We start from the raw sequence: 21,301 nt of genomic DNA, 5'->3' as shown, positions 1-21,301 counted from the left end.
GAATAATTGCCTTTCGCAACCTCCGCAGGGGACTTACTTGATTCGATTAAAATAAGAAATGGAATAAAGTATATTATGGATAATTATGAAAAACAGGTATATATAGGAAGAGAGTTGTTTTTAAAATATGATCAGGATAAGCTGATAAAGAAATATGGTTTGAAACACGATGAAGAATATCTGTATTTGAAATATATTGGAACAGAATATCGGATCAATCGCAGAAACGGTGCTATTGAATATGCCACAGGCGAAGAATGGACGGACTGCAGAGAATATACAGTTGTTATGACAATCTATGATTTTCTCTGCTGTTCCGGGCAGGAGATACTGCCTCCTCTTACCGGGCAGTGGCAGCCTGTGGGCAGGTTTGTAACTGCCGGGAGCAGTCCGTCAACAGATCCTTTTGTGGAAAAGTATGCAAGAGCATTTTCCGGCAAAGTGGAAGAGGTAAAGCAGGCCTGTATCTGTCTGGGAGGAAAGCAGACGAAGCGTCTGGCAGGGGCAGATCTGACATTTGAAATGCCTGTTCTTCCGGATTTCTCTGTGTTGCTTCAGTTCTGGGATGGGGATGAAGAATTCCCGCCAAAGATCTTATTGTTGTGGGATAAAGTATCGTTATCATATCTTCATTTTGAGACGACCTATTATCTTCAGGGGGATCTTCTGAAGGCTATACTGCAGACAATCGGCTGAATACACTGTAGCCGATCCCTCGGAGGGGATATATGGAAGCGGATAAATATGTCCCTCAGGAAATTTTAAATACTACAGATTTCTGATACAGGATTTGTGCAGTTACGCAAATTTATACTATAGAAACAACAGGGTACAAACCATATTTAACCGAATCAAGTAAGTCCCCTGCTTCAATTGCGAGAAGCAATAAGCAGTGGGTGGGACTTGCTTGTATCAGGAGGGGTACAAGCCCCTCCTGATAAACTGCGGAGCAGTTATTCGGTTATGAGCAAGTAGCGAAAGCGGATTGCGAATATCCGATTGACTCAAGGGAGGCAGCTTTGCAATACGAATTTCTGAAAAACTTTCCAAAACGAATGAAAAATGTAGGTCTGTACGGTGCTCTTATCCAAAACAGTATTCAGAAGACATCCTGGAAACAGTTTGGCTTTCTGAAATTTGATGAACAGATGAATCTTATTTTTGCAGTAATGCTTTATATTATGGAGCAGTCTCTGCGGGAAGAGAACTGTACTATGGATGATATCGGAGCCTATATTGATACCATCAATACCAGGTATCTGGGTAAAGAAATCTCTTATGATGACTGCAGAAAATTAGGAGATTTTGTTGTCAATGTGATCTTATCAAATGAAGGCCGTGCCATGTATTTTGACGGCTATGATTTTGAAGAGAACGATTATCATGTCATGCATATCAGCTATGTGGCGAACCGGATCGTGTATCTGGATCAGGAGGTTCGCAGAACTTCTTATTATCTTACAGACGACGGATACAATCTGATACTTTCCACCCTTGAAATAGAAAATAATATGAAGCTTACCATCCATGAAATGATCTTCCAGATGCATCTGGAAAAACAGAGCTATGATAAGGCTGTGGATGAGATTAAGAATGTTTTTAACCTGATGCGCATCCAGCTTCAGAAGATTCAGGAAGCTATGGGAAAAATCCGCAGAAATGCCCTGAATTATTCAGTAAAGGATTACGAGGAAATCCTTCTGGAGAATCTGGATACGATCAGTGACACAAAAGAAAAATTCCAGAAATACCGGGAACTGGTGCGAAGCAGGGTAAAGAAACTGGAAGAAGAGAACATCAATGTGCGCCGTCTGGGCGAAAAGGAAGAGGAGAACCTGGAAAATCTCCGTATTATTGAGAGTTACCTGAACAGAACCATTGATGAGCACCAGAAAATCCTGAGCAGTCATTTTGACCTGAAGGCACTTTATACCAGAGAACTGGAAGCATTGTCGCAGATGTCACTGATCCGGAGATTTTCCATGCGCAATGATTTCTATGATAAAGTGCTGGAGAATCCGTCGGCACTGGGAAATCTGGACTATTTTTTAAGACCGCTGTTCAACCGGGAACCGGATAAGGTTTATAACCTGAATAAAGCCTTATTATATCAGAAACCGTCTGTTAGAAATGAGGACGAGGACACTGAGGAGATGCTGGATTTTGACGAAGATGCATATCTGAAAGAGCAGGAAGAGAAACGCAGACAGAAGCTGAAACGTTATGAAAGCAGTCTGGGATTTCTGCTGGAGCAGGCATCTGAAAAAGGTGAAATTTCCCTTTCTGATATCTGGAAAAATATTCAGGAGAATGAGAAAAATGCAGAAGAAATGCAGCAGCAACTGATCCCAAATGTTGAAATTTTTAAAGAGATCATGGTGGAGCTGATACGGAATAAAGAGATCAATATGGAAGCACTGAAAAAGGAACGAAGTGAATTTATCCAGGATCAGACAGCAGATTTTCAGCTCAACGAAATGCTGCTCCAGCTTTCTGAAGAAAGATTTTCAGATAAAAAAATCGGTAAAATAGAGATATACAGGATAGAAGACGGAAGCACAGTCACCTTTGACAATGTTTTCAGCGAAAACGGAGTGAAAAAAAGCATTCGATGTTCTAATATCCTGATCCGAATCATGAGAAATGAGGAATAATAGATATGGCATACGAAGCAGAGGAAATCCGCACTAGTCAGGAGATATTTTATTATCTCTTGGAACATCATGAGCTGCGGGAAGAAGATGAGTTGCTTTTATATAAGGCATATGCAGAAGAAGAAACAATCAGGAATCTGGTGAAATCTCAGGGTGATATCGCCGGCTGCAATATCGAACGATACGGGAATGTGATTTATCTGATTCCCAAAGAGGAGAACAATTTCCTTGGTTTTTCCAAGCAGCAGCTTAAAAGTACACTGTGCAAATCCGGGGCAACGGACAAGGATTATTATCTGTCACAGTTTGTAATCCTTACGCTGCTGGTAGAATTCTTTGACGGACAGGGGAGCAGCAGTAAATCCAGAGAATATATGCGAGTGGGAGATCTTATGAACTGTCTTTCTGCCCGCCTGAAGGAAGGGGCAGCAGAAGAGACTGCCACTGAAGAGGATGAAGATGGAAAGAACTCCAAAGATACCGCAGGGATTTCTTTCAAAATCCTTTACGAAACCTATGAGGCACTGAAGTCTGATGACAGAGGTTCCAGGATGAAGACAACCAAGGAAGGCTTTATCTACAATATCCTGATGTTCCTTCAGAAACAGGGACTGATCGAGTATGTGGTGCAGGATGAGATGATAAAAACAACCAGAAAACTGGATAATTTTATGGACTGGAATCTTCTGAACCAGAACAATTACCAGCGGGTTCTGAGAGTACTGGGGGTGGCAAAAGATGAGTAAGATTAATGCAGTGCGTCTGATCAACGTGAATTATAATAACAATGCATACCGTATCAGCGATGAAACTCTGCACTTTAATGGAGAAAGCACACTGATCTCTCTGCAGAACGGCGGTGGGAAATCTGTTCTTGTCCAGATGCTGACTGCGCCCTTTGTGCATCCAAGATATCGCAATACCAAAGACCGATTATTTGAAAGCTATTTTACTACCAATAAGCCATCCTTTATCCTGGTGGAATGGGCACTGGATCAGGGAGCAGGCTATGTTCTCACAGGTCTTATGGTCAGAAAATCCCAGGATATGGAAGAGGACAGAAAAGAGAATCTGGATATTATTGGAATTGTCAGTGAATATCAGAGCCCCTGTATTCAGGATATCCACCACCTTCCTGTAGTGGAAAAAGGCAAAAAAGAGATGATCCTGAAGAATTTTAACTCCTGCAGGCAGCTTTTTGAAACCTACAAAAAAGACAGGGATATGAAGTTCTTTTATTATGATCTGACAAACTATGCCCAGTCCCGCCAGTACTTCGATAAGCTGATGGAATATCAGATTAATTATAAAGAATGGGAAACCATTATTAAGAAAATCAATCTGAAGGAATCCGGTCTGTCAGATCTTTTTGCTGACTGCAGAGATGAAAAAGGACTGACAGAAAAATGGTTTCTTGAGGCTATTGAGAGCAAGCTGAATAAGGACAAAAACCGCATTAAAGAGTTCCAGTCTATTCTGGAAAAATATGCAGGACAGTATAAGGATAACCGTTCCAAAATCAAACGGCGAGACACGATCCGTCAGTTTAAGGAAGAAGCAAATGGGATTCAGACTCAGGCAGAAGAGTATCAGAATGCGGAGACAGAGGAAGGAAAACAGCAGAATAAAATTGCCTGGTTTATCCATGATGTAAATGGACTCTTAAGCCAGACTGAGAAAGCTCATGATCATGCAAAAGAAGTGCTGGAAGGTCTGGATCAAAAGCTTTCCAGAGTAGAATACGAGGAGCTTTCCAGCCAGGTCTATGACTATGAGGAAGAGAAGAATCTTCATATCGGAAATCGTGATATGATCGATATGGAGCGTGAAAACCTTCAGGGACAGGCAGAACAGACAGAGAAGAAGCTTCATATTCTCCAATGTGCCAGACAGCAGGATTCTGTATCAGAAGAAAAAGGGGAACTGGATCTTCTCAGGGAGAAAATCGCAGTTGCCAGACAGCAGGGAGCTGATCTGGAGCCGGAGAGAAAAGTACTTGGCCTGACCTTGAAAAACATTTTTGAAGAACGTATTCAGGATAACAGACAACAGCAGGAAAACCTGTCTGAAAATATACAGAAAAAGGGAAAAGAAGCACAGGATGAGGCGAAAAGATCCGAGGAACTGGAAGAAAAGATCCGTGACTGCTTTGGCAGAAAAGGAAAACTGGAAAGTCAGATAGAATCCTATACCCGTCTGGAAAACCAGTATAATGCCAAGTATCAGGAAGAATTAGTACGAAATATTCTGGGAATCTATGAAGCCGGAACACTGGAAATCCGTCGACAGATGTACGAACAGGAACTGGAAAAAACAGTGAGGGAACGTACAGAAAATCAGAAGAAATGGGAAGCTGACAAGGAACTGATACGACGTCAGGAGCGCAGTCTGGAGGATAAGAAAGAGGCTCTGATTCATAAAAAGTCAGAGACAGAGAACCAGGAACATACCTATCAGCTCTATCAGAATGAACTGGAAATAAGGAAGAATATCCTGAAATATCTGGATATGGAGGAACGCTATCTTCTGGATACTGACAGGATACTGGAGAACTCTGGGCGAAAGCTGCGTGAGCTGGAGGAGCTGCGGCGAAATCTGGAAAAAGAAGAGGATTCTCTGGAAAAAGAATATTTAAGCCTTACCAGCGGAAAGGTCCTGGAGCTTCCTGAGGAGCTGGAGAAAGAACTGGATGATTTGGGAATCCACACAGTTTATGGTATGGAATGGCTGAAAAAGAACGGATACTCCCAGAAGAAAAACCAGATGCTGGTCCGTAAGAATCCATTTCTGCCATATGCTCTGATCCTTACCCGTCAGGAAATCGAGAAGCTGGGACGAAACGACAGAAACGTCTGCACATCCTTCCCTGTGCCTATTGTAGAGCGTGAGAAAATAGAAGAATTTCAGGAAAAGTACACAGACAAAATCGTAAATTTCCCTGGAATCAGCTTTTATATTCTGTTTAATGAAAACCTCCTGGATGAAGAAAAGCTTCAGGCAATGATCTGGGAGAAAAAGAAAGAACTGGAGAAGCTAAATCAGGCTGTAGATCAGCGCAAAAAGGAATACGCAGAGTATTTTCAGCGTCAGGAAACCCTGAAAAATCAATCTGTGACAAAAGAAAAATGGGAAGAAATCCAGGAGCTTCTGAAAACTCTTGAGGAAGAGAAAAAATCTCTGGAAAAGGATATCCGTGATGCAGCACAGGAGCTTGACAGCCTGAAAACAGCACATGAAAAGCTGCAGAATCTGCTCATAAAATCCGCTGCAGAAATTGACCGTCAGAAACAGCGTCTGGAAGATTTTTCCCAGCTGGAAAAAGATTACGCTTTCTATGAAAATAATCGAAATGAGCTTGAAAAATGTAAAAAGGATGAAACTCGTTTCCGGGAAAACCAGAAGCTTGCAAAGGACAGACAGGAAAAGCTTCTGGAGGAGAAAATGACTCTGGAGCATAATCTGAATATGCTGGAGAGAGAAAAAGACAGACTGGATGAAAAACACACCAGATATGCGTCATATGAGGCAGACAGCAGGGAGTCAGATAAAGTTAAGAAACAGCAGAGTCAGCAGTTTGGATTTGACAGTATGTCAACGGAGCAGATGGAAGCGCGTTATGAGGCAATTACCTCTGTCCTTTCACAGGAACTGAAGAATCTGGAAGAGCAGGAGAGAAGATCTGCCGCACGTTACCAGAGGGAAAAGGAAGACCTGGATTATCTTCAGAAAAAATATCACTTAAAGCCTGAACAGTGGTCCGGCGTGATCTATGACAGAAAAGAAGAGTCACACCAGGAGGGTGTGCTGGAAGATTTCCGCAGAAAAATCCAGACAAAGGATATGCAGTGGAATGATGCAGACAAAAAGGCTGCAGTGGCCCAGAGTAAGATCAGCGAACTGACAAAAAGAATTCATTCTGTCTGTGGTATGGAGAAACCTGTGCCAAAGGATGAGATTCAGGGACAGGATTTTCAGGCAAGGAAAAACCAGCTTCTTTATGAGAAGAAAGAAGAGAAGAAACAGGAGGAGTTTTTAAGCGGAAAGCTTCGCAGCTATGAAGAGAATCTGACTGCTTTATCAGAGTATAATGAACTGATTCCTGTAGACGCAGAAGACCACGAGCCGGTTTCGGAGAATCTGTCTGCGGAAGAATTAAGAAATTGCAAGGGAATCCTGATCAGGGATTATAATCAGAAAATGCGGGATACCAGACAGAAGAAGGAAGAACTGGTGCGGACATTGAATAAGATTGTCCGTATGGAAAGCTTTCAGGATGATTTTTACAGGAAACCGCTGGAACAGATGCTGGAGCTTTCCGATGATGCAGTGCGTGTCCTGACTCAGTTAAAAACTACAGTGCAGTCCTATGACAGCCTTATGGAGAAGCTGGAGGTCGATATTTCTGTAGTAGAAAGGGAGAAGGAACGTATCACAGAACTTCTGGAGGATTATGTCCGGGAAATCCACAGTAACCTTGGAAAAATCGACCATAATTCAACCATCACCATCAGGGAAAGAAATATCAAAATGTTAAAGATCCAGCTTCCGGACTGGGAAGAAAATGCAGGGCTTTATCGTCTGCGCTTGGAAGACTTTATTGATAAGATCACCATGGAAGGCGTGGAACTTTTCGAGAAAAATGAAAATGCACAGGAGTTTTTCGGTTCCGGTATTACTACCAGAAATCTCTATGATCAGGTGGTAGGAATCGGAAATGTACAGATCCATCTTTATAAGATCGAAGCCCAGAGAGAGTATCCGATTACCTGGAAGGAGGTTTCCAGAAACTCAGGCGGAGAAGGATTCCTGTCTGCATTTGTAATCCTGTCTAGCCTTCTGTATTATATGAGACGGGATGATACGGACATTTTTGCAGATAAAAATGAGGGAAAGGTTCTGATCATGGACAACCCGTTCGCACAGACCAATGCCTCCCATCTGCTGATCCCACTGATGGATATGGCAAAAAAGAGCAACACACAGCTTATCTGTCTTACCGGTCTGGGCGGAGAGTCCATCTATAATCGTTTTGACAATATATATGTGCTGAATCTGATCGCTGCAAGTCTGAGAGGCGGTACGCAGTATCTGAAAGCTGAACATAAAAGAGGGAAAGAACCGGATGAACTTGTCACTGCAAGAATTGAAGTGGGGGATCAGATGGAGCTGTTGTTTTAACTAAATCAGGTAAGTCCCTTGCAGAGACTGCGAAAAGTAAACTGCAGGGGATTTTTTTTATTTTTTGTAACGTTTCTTCTGTCTGTGACTTAGTTATATAGAAAGACATCAGATAAAATAATGATACAGCAGACAGGAGGATCATCATGAAACGATATTTTGGAATATTCAATGCAGATGAAACAAAATCAGGACCATGTTCAGACATTCAATGGAAGAAGACCGGGCTATTAAAAATCCCGAAAGATGCAGTAGGATAATAAAAAATACACGGAGCAGGAATGGAAAAATCAGAAATCGAAACAATCTACCGTAAGTATTTCCATGATGTCTTTCTCTATATCCGGGCACTTTCCGAAAATGAAAGTCTGGCAGAGGAGATCACCCAGGAAACATTCCTGAAGGCAATGAATAATATTGAGAAATTTGACGGCAGGAAGGATATCCGTGCATGGCTATTTGTAATTGCGAAGAATACATATTTCCGCTATTGCAGGCGAAATAAAATCTATGTGGGTGAAGAATTTTCAGAAATAATGCAGGATTCCATGCAGGATACATCCCCGGCCGTACTGGATCAGATCGTGCAGGATGAGACAGTTCGGAATCTCAAACGCTATGCAGAACTGATACCGGAACCCTACAGGGAAGTATTTCACCTGCGGATATACGGTGAGCTCTCCTTTGAGCAGATCGGAAAATGCTATCAGAAAAGTGCAGGATGGGCAAGAGTAACTTACCATCGTGCACGCCAGATGATACGAGCACAGATAAGTCAGGAGGAAAAGTAACATGGAAAAAATAAACTGTAATGTGATCCAGGATATTCTGCCATTATACATTGATGATGTGGTAAGTGATGACACAAAAGAACTTGTAGAAGAACATCTGCAAAACTGCGAAATCTGCCAACGAGTATATCATGAGACAAAGGCAGACCTTGAAAATGATATGAAAATCTCTGCACAGACAAAAGAAAGCAGCCATGAAGCAAATGATCTGAAGAGTTTCAGAAAGTTTTTAAAGAAAAGAAAGATAAAAACAATCCTGCTTTCCATAGCAGCAACCATAGTTTGCTTTGTGGCAGTGTTCACGTTCATGAATAAACATGTCACATATATCAGCTACAAAGATGCAGGGATAACTATTATTGAGGATAATAAAGATGAAGTAACATATAGAACAAATATAAAAGGAAATTATCGCTGGAGAACATCCTTAGACAGGGAAACAGGTGTAATGACTATCCATTTTGAACAGAGCTTGTGGGAAAAATATGTAAGCTGTATTTTTTATCCATATGATCATCTTCATGATATTCTGAAAAAAGATGAGATAAAAGAAGTGTATGTAGATAAGGATGGAACGACAACAACAATCTGGGAAGCTCAGGAGGAAGAACAGAAAGCTTATTTATCTGAAGAACATACAGAGCCGTTAGGATAAAATATTAGAGTATTTTTCAAACACGCTCTAAAATATGAAAGCGAATTTTAGAGATTTCTATAGGTTATAAGGATTTATAAAGAGGTTGTCATGGAAGGCAGCCTCTTTTTGTAATTGCTGATGGACATTCTCTTTCCATATGTTACAATAGAACAAGAATATGGAAAGAAAGACAGGAAACCTAACTATGAAAAAACAACTAAATTATGCAGATATCATAAAGGAAGCGCTGATCCTGACAGGTGCGGTAGCAATCATTGCGGCAGCAGTTTATTTCTTTCTGGTGCCGAGCCATACCTCTGTAAGCAGTATCTCCGGTCTTGGTATCGTGTTATCAAACTTTGTACCTTTACCATTGTCTGCAATCACCATGATTTTGAATGTGGTACTTCTGATCATTGGCTTCATCACCTGCGGACGCGAATTTGGCGTAAAAACGGTTTACACCAGTATCGTTCTGCCCCTGTTTCTAGGACTATTTGAGAAAGTATTCCCGGATTTTGGCTCTATGACCAACAGTCAGGAACTGGATGTGCTGTGCTATATTCTGGTAGTTAGTGTAGGACTGAGCATTCTTTTTAACAGAAATGCATCCTCAGGCGGACTGGATATTGTGGCAAAGATCATGAACAAATATCTTCACATGGAACTGGGAAAAGCAATGTCTCTTTCCGGTATGTGCGTGGCTCTTTCAGCAGCGCTTGTATATGATAAGAAGACAGTGGTGCTGAGTATTCTCGGAACATACTTTAATGGTATGGTTCTGGATCACTTTATCTTTGACCATAATATTAAACGTCGTGTCTGCGTCATCACTCAGAAAGAGGAAGAACTGCGTAAATTCATTATCGAAGATCTGCACAGCGGAGCGACGATCTATGAAGCGACAGGTGCCTATAATATGAAGAAACGCAATGAGATCATCACGATCGTAGACAAAACAGAATATCAGAAGCTGATGGCTTACATCAATCATGAAGATCCAAAGGCCTTTGTGACGGTTTACAATGTATCGGATATGCGCTATCAGCCAAAGCTGTGAGAAATATTATGGCAGGAAAGCTGTGGGTATGATAGAATAGCAGGGTGATTATATAACCATAAAGAGATTATGGTAGAAAGAGGATGAAAGATGAGAAAAGGAAAAGGAATTGCCTTGCTTCCCATTGGTGTATTTCTTGTATTATACCTTGGACTGGGCATTTTGTTTGAGTATGTGATGGAAATCCCCATGGGATTTTATAATGTGCCGATCGTAGTAGCATTTCTGGCTGCAATCCTGGTTGCCTGTCTGCAGAACAGAGCACTGGATTTTGATAAGAAACTGGAAATCATGGCACAGGGAGTTGGGGACAAAAATATCATCACTATGCTTTTGATCTTCCTTGCAGCCGGATCTTTTGTAGGAGTTGTGGGAAGAAGCAGTGCTGAGAGTGTTGCATATTGTATGCTGAGTCTGATACCTGCCAGATTTTCAGTATCTGTGCTGTTTATAGTTGCCTGTTTTGTGTCTGTGTCCATGGGAACCTCTGTGGGAACCATTACCCTACTGACACCGATCGCAGCAGCAGTTTCCACAGCATCAGGATTTGATCTGGCATTTTGTGTGGCTTCTGTTATGGGTGGAGCTATGTTTGGAGACAATCTTTCTTTTATTTCAGATACGACGATTGCTGCATGTAATGGTCAGGGATGTGAGATGAAAGACAAATTCAGGGAAAACTTCTGGATCGCTCTTCCAGCAGCTGTTGCCACGCTGATTTTAATTCTGATCCTGTCATTTCAGACAGAAATCCAGGGTCGTGTGATCCAGCCCTATCATCTGACACAGGTAATACCGTATGTGCTGGTATTAATCGGAGGAATTGTTGGGATCAATGTGTTTGTGGTATTGCTGACAGGAATCGTATCCGGAGCATTTATCATGCTGATCGGAGGACATACCACACCTGTAGAGATTCTGAAAAATATGGGATCCGGTGTATCCGGAATGTTTGAGACCTGTATGGTGGCAATCCTGGTAGCTGCAATGTGTGCGCTGATTCGTGAATATGGTGGATTCGATGCGCTTCTTGGCTGGATCCATAAAATTTTCCGCGGAAAGAAGGGCGGACAGCTTGGAATGGGACTTCTGGTAGGGACTATGGATATTGCCACTGCCAATAATACAGTGGCAATTGTAATGGCAAACCCTATCGCAAAGGAAATGGCAGAGGAGTATGGGATTACACCGAGAAAGACAGCTTCCATACTGGACACTTTTTCCTGTGTTTTCCAGGGAGTGATTCCATATGGTGCACAGATGCTGGTTGCAATCTCAGCAGTGAACGAACTGGGTGATGAGATTTCTGCATTTCAGATCATGCCGAAATTATTTTATCCCATGTTATTGCTGCTCAGCTCTCTGATCACAATTATGAGAGGTTCAGACCGTACAGGAGCTTAAAAGATTCCCCCTGCCGGAAGCTATATTTTTTTCAATTTCTTTCAAAAAATACTTGACCTTCCTCCTTGTGGAAGCAGTATAAAGGAAGCACAGACAGGGCAGTAGAGCAGCGGATCGGCTGTATCTGCTGTCAGGAAAGCAAGAGGTAACAGAATGAAGATCAAACAGGTGGAAGAGCTGGTAGGCATCACCAGAAAGAATATCCGTTTTTATGAAGAGCAGGGCCTCCTGAATGTGGAGCGTGCAGAGAACGGATACCGGGAATATCATAGGGCAGACATTGCCAGACTTCAGGAAATCAAATTATTCCGGAAGATGGATATTTCCATAGAAGAGATGAGAGCTCTTTTTGAAAAGAGGAAAAGCCTGCAGTTTTGTCTGGAACAGCACCTGGGAGAACTGGAACGCCGCAGGGAGGGCCTTGTGAAAATGCAGGAAATGTGTGAGCGCCTGATTGCAGAGCATCAGTCCCTGGATACCTTGAATGCCGAGAACTGTCTGGAAGAAATCGAGCAGATGGAGAAAGAGGGTGCAAGGTTTATGGATATAAAGAAAACAGATATCCGTAAGAAAAGAAGGACAGGAGCGATCATTGGAGCAGTAGTCATGATCCTGTTTATGGGATTTGTGATAGGGCTTATGCTGTGGGCCAATACACAAGATCCCATACCGGCCGGACTGCTGATATTTCTGATCGCCATACCGGTTGTGATCATCGGAGGAATCCTGGCAGCACTTGCAGGACGCATGAAAGAGATTGAAGGAGGAGAAGAGGATGAAGCTTCTAAGTATTGAATACATTCCGGGTGTAGAGTTTGAGGCACTGGGAATTGTAAAGGGAACAGTTGTACAGACAAAAAATGTAGGAAAAGATTTCATGGCAGGGATGAAGACCCTGGTAGGCGGGGAAATCACAGGTTATACGGAAATGCTCAATGAGGCAAGACAGATTGCCACCAAGCGTATGGTAGATGAAGCTAAAGAGATGAATGCGGATGCTGTGATCGGTGTAAAATACGGCTCCTCCCAGGTAATGTCAGGGGCAGCAGAAGTGATCGCATATGGAACTGCAGTGAAGTATAAACAGGATTAAAAATTAAGAACAAGAGCAGAGAACGCATAAAGAGATCTTAAGTAAAGCAGAAAATCCGTAATGAAGGCTGGGAAAGGAAATTTAACGTATGAAGATTGAAGGAAATCAGAAGGAATTAGACGCAATGGCTGAGTTTCATAAAGGAAACCGCGCAGAGGGTCTGCGTCTGCAGGAGGAATTCGCGGCAGAATTTCGTGAAGAATACAAGGAGAAGGATCACTGTTCCTGCCAGAAAGCCTGTCGTTATCACGGAAACTGCAAGGAATGTGTGGCAATCCACAGAGCACACCAGGAACATGTTCCTAACTGTATGCGGCCTCTGCTCAATAAGAAGTTGAAACTGTTATCAGAGCTGACAGAACATACGCTGGCAAATGAGATAGAAGCACCGCATGAAATCCTGAGAAAGCCATCAAAAAGCTGAAAAATTCAGAAAATGCACTGGAAATAAAACGATGAAAGGCATAAAAGAGATATTAATATGAGCGATAATAAGAATGTAAATCAGGACAAAGGTCTTCAGGGAAATGAAAAAATAGAGCAGGCGATCGCTGCTCTGCAGCAGGAAGCCACTCAGGAAATGCTGGCACATACACTGACTGTAATCCGTAGACGAATGAGAGAAAACGGCCAGTTTATCCTTTCAGTAGAACCGCCCACAGGAGACAACCAGCTCCGGATCGGCACAGTGAAAACCGGAGATGGAAAAGTCTGGTGGGCGGCATTTACAAGCTTTGAGGAAGAACTGAAAGGCGGCGGAAGCGTACAATCCACTTTTCTGACAGACATAGATCAGCTTTTTCATTCAGCATTACAGGTAAATGAGATTGAGGGAATTATTCTTAACCCATGGAATCGGACGATCATGCTCGATAAGAACCTGATTAATATTATATTGGGAAATATATGAAGCTATGTAAAGAACTCTCATGTTCAGTTAAATAAAAGTCCTCATTGTTTATCCTTTTTACAATTTCTGCAAAGTTATGCGATAGTTAAAAATGGATAACTAAAACTTCCCACACCGATACGGTGTGTTGAACCTTGAAAATTCAATATTTCAGCCAATAAAAAAGGCACAAACCTGTTCCGTTTGGTATAATGGAATTGACTAGAAACCATTTTTACAAAGGAGATTTATGCCATGTCCAGTATACCACAAAACCATTTCGATGAGAACGACTTAATTGACTGTGTTCAGAGATTTTTTTCCAAACATCATGTTGGCAAGCTTCTTGCCAGATGTAATGGGATGAAAGAAAAAGGTGTTTCACCTGTTTCTCTGCTTCGTTATAAACTCAGCAATATTTTTGTCGGAAGAAGTATGTATATGCAGCAACGGACTGGCTCTTTTAAGGAAGATTTTTCAAAGAACACTTTTTATCGTTTCCTTAATTCGGTAAAAAAAAACTGGCTCCGTTTTACTTCTCTTCTTGCTGCTGATATCGTAAATAATGATCTGAAAGATCTAACGGATGATAACAGGAAAAATGTTTTCATCATTGATGACAGCCTTTTTAATCGTACCAGCTGCAAGAAAACAGAACTGGCATCAAAGGTTTTCGACCACACCGATATGCATTTCAAAAAAGGTTTTCGGATGCTTACCTTAAGCTGGAGTGATGGAAATACACTGATTCCGGTAAACAGCTGCCTGTTAGCATCTGCAAAAGATACAAATATCATCGGTCCGGTAAAGAACTTTGATAACAGAACCATTGCAGGGAAAAGACGCAAGCTTGCTCAGACAAAATCGCCTGAAGCAATGATGACCCTGTTAGATACTGCCCTCAGTGCAGGACTGAAAGCTGATTATGTCCTTTTTGATTCCTGGTTTTCCAACCCGGCACAGATCACAGCCATCCATTCAAAAAATATGGATGTGATTGCTATGATTAAGAAAAGCAGCCGTATCAAATATTCATACTGTGGTGAGCAGTTGAATATCAAAGAGATCTATTCCCGGAACAAAAAACGCCGTGGCAGATCAAAGTATCTGCTTTCTGTTGACGTTATGGTAGGAAAGGAGAATCCTATTCCAGCGAAAATCGTTTGCGTAAAGAACAAAGCGAATCGCAAGGACTGGCTTGCTTTTATCTGTACAGATACGCCCCTTTCCGAAGAAGAAATTATCCGTATTTATGGAAAGCGCTGGCAGATTGAGGTTTTCTTCAAAGCCTGCAAATCTATGCTGAATCTGATTGGAGAATGCCATAGTTTATCCTATGATGCACTGACGGCCCACGTGGCCATTGTGTTTACCAGATATATGTTACTTGCAATGGAGCAGCGTCAAAATGAAGATCAGAGAACTCTTGGTGAGTTGTTCTTCTTCCTTGTTGATGAAATGGCAGACATTACTTTCAGTAGATCACTTGGCATCCTGATGGATGCCTTAATGGCAAGCCTTCAGGAAATCTTAAAGCTCAGTGATGAGCAATTGACAGCTTTTACTGCTGATTTCGAATCAAGACTACCGAAATATCTGCGTAATGCACTCCATCCAGAGGCTGTAGTGGCATAAATCGCTATTTTGTTAGCTGAAGTATTGAATTTTCAAGGTGCGAAGCCCATTTTAGGTATGGGAAGTCTTAGTGGATAAATACTGAGGACTTTTCTGCTTATCGGGAGTTTCCCATTTTGTTTAATTCAGGTAAGATTGTAACCAGCATGGTAATAAAACACAGAGAACCACCGATCACATTGGATACCGGTTCTGCCATAAAAACGCCATCTGTGCCCATGTGTAATCCATAGGGCAGGAAATAAGTCAGCGGAACCACAATAAATACTTTACGAAGCAGGGAGAAAAAAATCGCCTGCTTTTTTTTATTTAATGATTTAAACACTGTCTGACCAATATACTGCAGATCCATAAAAATAAAGGCTGCGAAGTAAAGCTTCAGTGCAGGAACTGCATCCTTTAATAGCAGTTTGTCTGAACTGAAGATCCCGATCAGAAATTCAGGGGCAATGAGAATAACGCTCCACATGATACCTGTATAAATCAGAACCATAATGATTAGAACAACCCCTGCTTTCTTTACCCTGTCAGGACGTCTGGCTCCGTAATTGTAGCTGAGAACAGGAGAGGTTCCCTCATTGATCGCATGGATAGGTGTCTCCACCATCTGGCGAACACTGGATATAATAGTCATGACAGAGATATAAATATCACCGCCTGTCACGGAAAGAACATTATTGCAGCAGATACTTACCAGGCTATTAGTCAGCTGCATGATAAATCCGGCAGACCCCAGACTGATGATATCCCTGGCATGTCTGGTGCACTCAGAAATCTCATTTATATGAATCCATCTTACCTTCAATTCTGATTTTCCATGAAGAAAATAAAATACAAGCAAGGCAGAGAGAATCTGAGAGATGACAGTAGCAATCGCTGCACCCTTAATCCCCATATCCAGAACAAAAATAAAAATCGGATCAAGAATAATATTTGCCACTGCACCGACTGTTACTGACAGCATACCGATAATGGCATATCCCTGTGCATTGATAAAAGGATTCATTCCTGTTGCTATCATGGAAGGGAGAGTACCCAGAAGGTAAATCATCAGATAGGGATACGCATAAACCAGAGCATCATCTGAAGCACCAAACAGAGTCAGTAAGGGGCGGGCAAAAAGAAATCCGATCAGCATCAGCACAGCAGCACTTCCACATAACATGGTGAAAGCAGTATTCATGATCATGTCAGCAGTCCTGGAATCTCCTTTTCCGCGGTTGATAGAGAAAATTGGTGCACCTCCGGAACCAAAGAGATTACTGAAAGCAGTAATGATCATGATGATCGGAAAGCATAAGCCCACAGCGCCAAGTGCAGTTGTTCCTATATCATGGATCCTGGCGATATAGATACGGTCCACAATGTTGTATAAAAGATTCAATATCTGCGCTACCAGCATGGGAAGTGCAGCACTTAATATATTGTTGGTTACAGTTCCATTTTCAAAATCAATTCGTTTCATTATAAATCTTCCTAAGTTTAAAACTTTTATCGTGCATATAAGTATATCATAAAGTAAACAGAAATTCACTCTGATACAGTGGTGTTGGAACAAAATATTCTCTGAAATTGTCATAAGTCATGATACAGAGAATAAAAAAGCATTTTTTATCCATACTATTTTCATGTAACAAAATACAGTATTTCTTAAAAAAGGAGACAACAGACTATGATTTTAAAAGAAAAGGAACGTTCAGTAATCGAAGATCTTCAGACACAAGAGAAAAGCTGTGTGGAAAAGTATGGAAAATACGCAGAACAGGCCAGAGACCCGGAGCTTAAAAATCTTTTCCGGAATATCCAGCAGGAAGAACAGAAGCATTATGAGTCTTTGTCAATGATTCTTTCCGGAAGTGTGCCTGAATGTAACTGTAATGACAGATCAGGCAGAGATTATCAGCCAAAAGCGGTCTATACAGCTATGAGTTCACCGGAAGACAAAGAGCACGATGCGTTTCTTGCAACAGACTGTATTGGTACAGAGAAGCTGGTGTCAGGAACATACAATGATGATGTATTTGCCTTTGGCGATAGTGGTGTACGCAAGCTGTTGGCTGATATACAGATTGAGGAGCAGAATCATGCGGAGATGCTGTATAAGTATAAAACAGTGAATGGAATGGCATAACAGCGAAAATTCCCAGATGACTCTGAGAGGAAAATCCCAGATAAGTGGAGATTTCAATATAAGAATAGGGGGAATAAGCCAGAAGATTCCTGGTAAGCTTTACCTTTTCCTGCAAAATGAAATCCGTAAGAGTAACGTTTTCACATTGCCTGAATAGTTCAGAAAGATAATTCGCATTCAGATGCAGATACTCTGCAATATCCTGGATGCGGATTTTTTCGTGTAAATGTTTGAAAATGTAATCTTTGGACTGTTCCACCCAGATATTTTTGGAGGTAATATCAGAAAGAAGTCTATGAAGCAAGAATCAAGATCCATCGTTCTGAGTACATTACAGAAAGAGACTTCACAAGAATTAAATCCATGGGAATGGATGCAGTGAGAATCCCGGTTCCATATTTCATTTTCGGTGACAGAGAACCATTCATCGGATGTATTGAAAAGTTGAGGACTACTGTAAATAAACATAAGTTAACAGTAAAAAGGATGTCGGATTTGCTCCCGGCATCCTTTTTATATGGGATCATACAGGATAAAATAGTATAAAAAAATGTCAAAATATTTTATTGAAACTCCTCGTGATTTTGCTATGATATAGTAAGATTATGTCGGCAGAAGGTCAGTACTATAGATATATAGTGAATCGGAGACAAAATTCAGAAAGGGGATTTTTACATATGTACACAGGAAACTATGAATGTCTGGAATTATTTGTAAAACCAGAAGCCGGGAAAAAAGGCAGTGTGAGCCTGAAGAAGGTAAAAGAAAACAAAACAGAAATAAAAGAACTGCAGCATATCTATGGGAACTGGATTAAATTCCCGACAGATAAAGATACAGAATACGAGATTACTGCACAGGACTGCACCATTACCTTTGCTTATTTAAGCGAATGTGAAAATATCCTGAAGAATGGAATCTGCGTACTGAATACCACAGATAATTTTAAAGCAATGAATAAAGAAGAATTTTTTAAATTCATTGGCACTCCATACAGAGAGCAGTATCATTTTTCACCGGTTGTGAACTGGAATAATGATCCTAATGGACTTTGCTGGTTTAAGGGTTATTATCATCTTTTTTATCAGCTGAATCCTTTTGGACAGGAGTGGAATAATATGTACTGGGGACATGCAGCAAGCAAGGATATGGTGCATTGGACACATCTTCCGGTTGTGTTAGAGCCTCAGGAAGAAATCCTGGATAATCTTGCAATCAAAGGTGGTGCTTTCTCTGGAAGCGCACTTCCGATGGGAGACGAGGTATACTTCTATCTCACAAGACATATCGGACCTCAGGATGACGGATGGGACACTGTTCAGTATCAGACAATGACAAAGAGTAGCGATATGATTCATTTTGAGCCGGAAAAAGAGATTATCAGGGAGAAACCGGAAGGTACTAACTATGATTTTCGCGACCCAAAAGCAATTAAGATCGGTGAGAAGTATTATATTGTATTAGGTGCATGTATAGATGAAAAAGGAACATTTCTTCTGTACGAATCTGAAGATGCAGAGAACTGGAAATACAGATGTCCTCTGATTACAGAGGAAACAAAGATCAGAACCATAGAGTGTCCCGACTTTTTCCCGCTGGATGATAAATATGTAGCTATGGGCGCATGGATGAGTCATTATGATGAATATGGAAGATTCCAGCAGTGCAGATATTATGTGGGAGACTGGAACGGTGATGCAATGGATGTCCATACACAGCAGTGGGTAGACTTTGGAAGCAATTGCTATGCAGCACAGAGTTTTCAGCATGAAGACCGCAGGATCCTGATTGGTTGGATCAGTGATTTCTATGGGGAGCATATTGCTACAGAGCCGGGAGCTTATGGAAGCATGACTCTGCCAAGAGAACTTCATGTGAAGAATGAACATGTATATACAAAACCTGTAGAGGAAGTTTATACTCTTCTGGGGGATACAGTATATGAAGGCACAGGCCGTGAGATCAAAGTCGGCTCCATTGCAGATAACAGATATTATGCATCTGTATCATTTGAAGAAACAGGAGATTTCAACATTCTTCTTGGTCAGGATGGGGATAAATCCATCAGTCTGACTGCAGAAGGGGGAAAAGTATTCTTTAAAATGGCTGGTGTGAAGAGTGATAAGGTACAGTTTGTTTCTTCTGTGGAGAAATGCAGAAATGCAGAAATTTTTGTAGACGGAAGAACAATTGAGGTATATTTAAATGATGGAGAAGATGTTGGAACCAGACTATTCTACAATAGTAACAGACAGGGGATATTCTGCCTGAACAGTGAAAAAGATGCGCAGGTGAAAATTTGTGAAATGAAATCCATCTGGAAATAAATCAGAGATTTCAGAAATCGGAATCTTAGATTTTTTCGAATATCTGTTTGACTTATGGAAACGTTATAAAAAATGAGGGATAAATAGAAATGACCACATCTATGATAAAGGGCAATCCGCTGAAACTGATGTTACAGTTCGCGTTTCCTTTACTGTTAGGAAACTTGCTGCAACAGACCTATAATATTATTGACGCTGCGATCGTAGGCCAGATTCTTGGCGCAAAAGCACTGGCAAGTGTAGGAGCCAGCAGCAGTATTCAGTTTCTGGTACTGGGATTCTGCATGGGAAGCTGTACAGGCTTTGGTGTTCCTGTAGCTAAATATTTCGGTGCAGAGAAAATAGAAAAAATGCGGGATTATATCTTTAATGGAGCTGTATTATGTGCAGGAATTGCAGTGATCCTTACGATATTATGCAGCGTTTTATGTCCTCAGATATTACATATTCTATCAGTACCGGAGGACATTTATGACAATGCATATAGTTATCTGCTGATCATTTTCCTGGGGATTCCCTTTACGATTTTATATAACTACCTGTCCAGTATTTTGCGATCAGTGGGAGACAGCAGGACACCGTTTATATTTCTGGCGTTATCTGCTGTTCTGAACATTTTTCTGGATTTATTCTGTATCGTAGTGCTGAAACTTGGATGTGCCGGAGCTGCCATTGCAACCATTTCCGCACAGGCGATCAGTGGAATCTTGTGCCTTATTTTTATCATCCGCAAGATGAAACTTCTGTGGCTCAAGAAAGAAAACAGGACAATAAAGGGGGATGCAGTAAAGGAACTTCTGGCAATGGGAATGCCTACGGGACTTCAGTTCTCCATCACAGCTATCGGAAGTATGGTCATGCAGTCTGCCAATAATGGACTTGGAAGTACTTATGTATCCGCATTTACGGCAGCAATGAAGATTAAGCAGTTTACCATGTGTCCGTTCGATGCTATCGCAACCTCTGCTTCTGTATTCTGTAGCCAGAATCTTGGAGCGGGACAGTCTGACAGGATTAAGAAAGGCCTGCGCTGTGGTATTACAGTGGGAGTAGGATATGGTATTGCAGCAGGAATTTTACTGATTTTTGCAGGGCGTACACTTTCCATGCTGTTTGTTGGAAAGAGTGCGGTGGCAGTTTTGGATGCCTCTGCCAAATACCTCAGATGTATGGGATTTTTCTACTGGAGTCTTGGTATTCTCAATGTCGCCCGTATGGTCACTCAGGGACTTGGATATTCTGGTAGAGCCGTTTTCTCCGGCGTAACAGAAATGATCGCCAGAACAGTTGTCTGTCTTGGATTTGTAGAAACTTTTGGCTTTACAGCCATCTGCTTCGCAGACCAGACTGCCTGGATCACAGCAACCTGCTATATTTTCCCGACATGCCTGTGGTGTATCCGTAAATCTACAAAAATGCTTGCATCTATAGCAGTCCGAGTAAATAATGCATCTTAATCCAGCCCATCAGAGTGTGAAATCCTGTGTCAGATATCTTTGCCG

The 21,301-nt window shown here is 41.5% G+C and carries 17 protein-coding genes and 2 pseudogenes; 17 read left to right on the top strand and 2 right to left on the bottom strand.

All coding sequences use genetic code 11. The features are described 5' to 3' along the window. Positions 1-75 precede the first annotated feature (75 nt). The 13 genes from ACTNC0_RS03665 to ACTNC0_RS03605 all read left to right on the top strand — a co-directional run bounded on the left by ACTNC0_RS03665 (position 76) and on the right by ACTNC0_RS03605 (position 15,341). A complete protein-coding gene (locus ACTNC0_RS03665) occupies positions 76-696 on the top strand; it encodes a DUF3786 domain-containing protein (RefSeq protein ID WP_441086376.1) in 621 nt (206 codons plus the stop codon). Positions 697-1,019: 323 nt separating this feature from the next. Continuing rightward, positions 1,020-2,654, top strand: a complete 1,635-nt coding sequence (locus tag ACTNC0_RS03660; protein WP_291811149.1) for a hypothetical protein — start codon at positions 1,020-1,022, stop codon at positions 2,652-2,654. 5 nt (positions 2,655-2,659) lie between these two features. Then, a complete protein-coding gene (locus tag ACTNC0_RS03655; RefSeq protein ID WP_288788308.1) occupies positions 2,660-3,400 on the top strand; it encodes a DUF6063 family protein in 741 nt (246 codons plus the stop codon). Further along, positions 3,393-7,832 (top strand): hypothetical protein, encoded by a 4,440-nt coding sequence (locus ACTNC0_RS03650; RefSeq protein ID WP_441086375.1) that lies wholly within the window; start codon positions 3,393-3,395, stop codon positions 7,830-7,832. The genes ACTNC0_RS03655 and ACTNC0_RS03650 overlap by 8 nt, the downstream gene beginning before the upstream one ends. 281 nt (positions 7,833-8,113) lie before the next feature. Continuing rightward, entirely contained in the window at positions 8,114-8,623 is a 510-nt protein-coding gene (locus tag ACTNC0_RS03645) for an RNA polymerase sigma factor (protein WP_117674928.1), read from the top strand. Between the two features lies 1 nt (position 8,624). Next, the gene (locus ACTNC0_RS03640; RefSeq protein ID WP_441038543.1) at positions 8,625-9,278 is read left to right on the top strand and encodes a zf-HC2 domain-containing protein; all 654 of its coding nucleotides are present in this window, start codon (positions 8,625-8,627) and stop codon (positions 9,276-9,278) included. A 187-nt stretch (positions 9,279-9,465) separates the two neighbouring features. Next, positions 9,466-10,320 carry a YitT family protein gene (locus tag ACTNC0_RS03635; protein WP_291816129.1) on the top strand — a complete coding sequence of 285 codons (855 nt, stop codon included), beginning with the start codon at positions 9,466-9,468 and terminating at the stop codon, positions 10,318-10,320. Positions 10,321-10,410: 90 nt separating this feature from the next. Then, positions 10,411-11,724 (top strand): Na+/H+ antiporter NhaC family protein, encoded by a 1,314-nt coding sequence (locus tag ACTNC0_RS03630; protein WP_441086374.1) that lies wholly within the window; start codon positions 10,411-10,413, stop codon positions 11,722-11,724. 153 nt (positions 11,725-11,877) lie between these two features. Beyond that, a complete protein-coding gene (locus ACTNC0_RS03625) occupies positions 11,878-12,519 on the top strand; it encodes a MerR family transcriptional regulator (protein WP_300334263.1) in 642 nt (213 codons plus the stop codon). After that, the gene (locus ACTNC0_RS03620) at positions 12,500-12,817 is read left to right on the top strand and encodes a YbjQ family protein (RefSeq protein ID WP_019163048.1); all 318 of its coding nucleotides are present in this window, start codon (positions 12,500-12,502) and stop codon (positions 12,815-12,817) included. The genes ACTNC0_RS03625 and ACTNC0_RS03620 overlap by 20 nt, the downstream gene beginning before the upstream one ends. An 88-nt stretch (positions 12,818-12,905) precedes the next feature. Further along, positions 12,906-13,241 carry a hypothetical protein gene (locus ACTNC0_RS03615; RefSeq protein ID WP_019163047.1) on the top strand — a complete coding sequence of 112 codons (336 nt, stop codon included), beginning with the start codon at positions 12,906-12,908 and terminating at the stop codon, positions 13,239-13,241. 57 nt (positions 13,242-13,298) lie between these two features. Then, on the top strand, positions 13,299-13,727 hold the full coding sequence (locus ACTNC0_RS03610) for an SseB family protein (protein WP_019163046.1): 429 nt from the start codon (positions 13,299-13,301) through the stop codon (positions 13,725-13,727). A gap of 234 nt (positions 13,728-13,961) precedes the next feature. After that, positions 13,962-15,341, top strand: a complete 1,380-nt coding sequence (locus tag ACTNC0_RS03605; protein ID WP_441086373.1) for an IS4 family transposase — start codon at positions 13,962-13,964, stop codon at positions 15,339-15,341. A 97-nt stretch (positions 15,342-15,438) separates the two neighbouring features. On the opposite strand, the gene ACTNC0_RS03600 is transcribed toward ACTNC0_RS03605, so the two are convergent. Further along, the gene (locus ACTNC0_RS03600; RefSeq protein WP_008705109.1) at positions 15,439-16,806 is read right to left on the bottom strand and encodes an MATE family efflux transporter; all 1,368 of its coding nucleotides are present in this window, start codon (positions 16,804-16,806) and stop codon (positions 15,439-15,441) included. A gap of 207 nt (positions 16,807-17,013) precedes the next feature. Here ACTNC0_RS03600 and ACTNC0_RS03595 point away from each other — a divergent pair, with 207 nt between their 5' ends. Next, positions 17,014-17,472, top strand: a complete 459-nt coding sequence (locus ACTNC0_RS03595) for a ferritin-like domain-containing protein (RefSeq protein ID WP_025581036.1) — start codon at positions 17,014-17,016, stop codon at positions 17,470-17,472. A gap of 25 nt (positions 17,473-17,497) precedes the next feature. Here ACTNC0_RS03595 and ACTNC0_RS03590 read toward each other — a convergent pair. Continuing rightward, positions 17,498-17,731: pseudogene (locus ACTNC0_RS03590) on the bottom strand (hypothetical protein); the annotation flags it as partial. Positions 17,732-17,757: 26 nt separating this feature from the next. Here ACTNC0_RS03590 and ACTNC0_RS03585 point away from each other — a divergent pair. The 3 genes and pseudogenes from ACTNC0_RS03585 to ACTNC0_RS03575 all read left to right on the top strand — a co-directional run. Then, a pseudogene (locus tag ACTNC0_RS03585) lies at positions 17,758-17,934 on the top strand (beta-glucosidase); the annotation flags it as partial. A gap of 215 nt (positions 17,935-18,149) precedes the next feature. After that, entirely contained in the window at positions 18,150-19,799 is a 1,650-nt protein-coding gene (locus ACTNC0_RS03580) for a glycoside hydrolase family 32 protein (RefSeq protein ID WP_441086372.1), read from the top strand. 89 nt (positions 19,800-19,888) lie between these two features. Continuing rightward, positions 19,889-21,256, top strand: coding sequence for an MATE family efflux transporter (locus ACTNC0_RS03575; RefSeq protein WP_441086371.1), 1,368 nt, complete (start codon positions 19,889-19,891; stop codon positions 21,254-21,256). Positions 21,257-21,301 lie beyond the last annotated feature (45 nt).

The organism is Blautia sp. HCP3S3_B11 (assembly GCF_052064435.1).
Lineage (GTDB): Bacteria > Bacillota > Clostridia > Lachnospirales > Lachnospiraceae > Blautia_A.
Note: the sequence above shows the minus strand (reverse complement) of the source record. Positions and strands in the feature narration are given on the sequence as shown.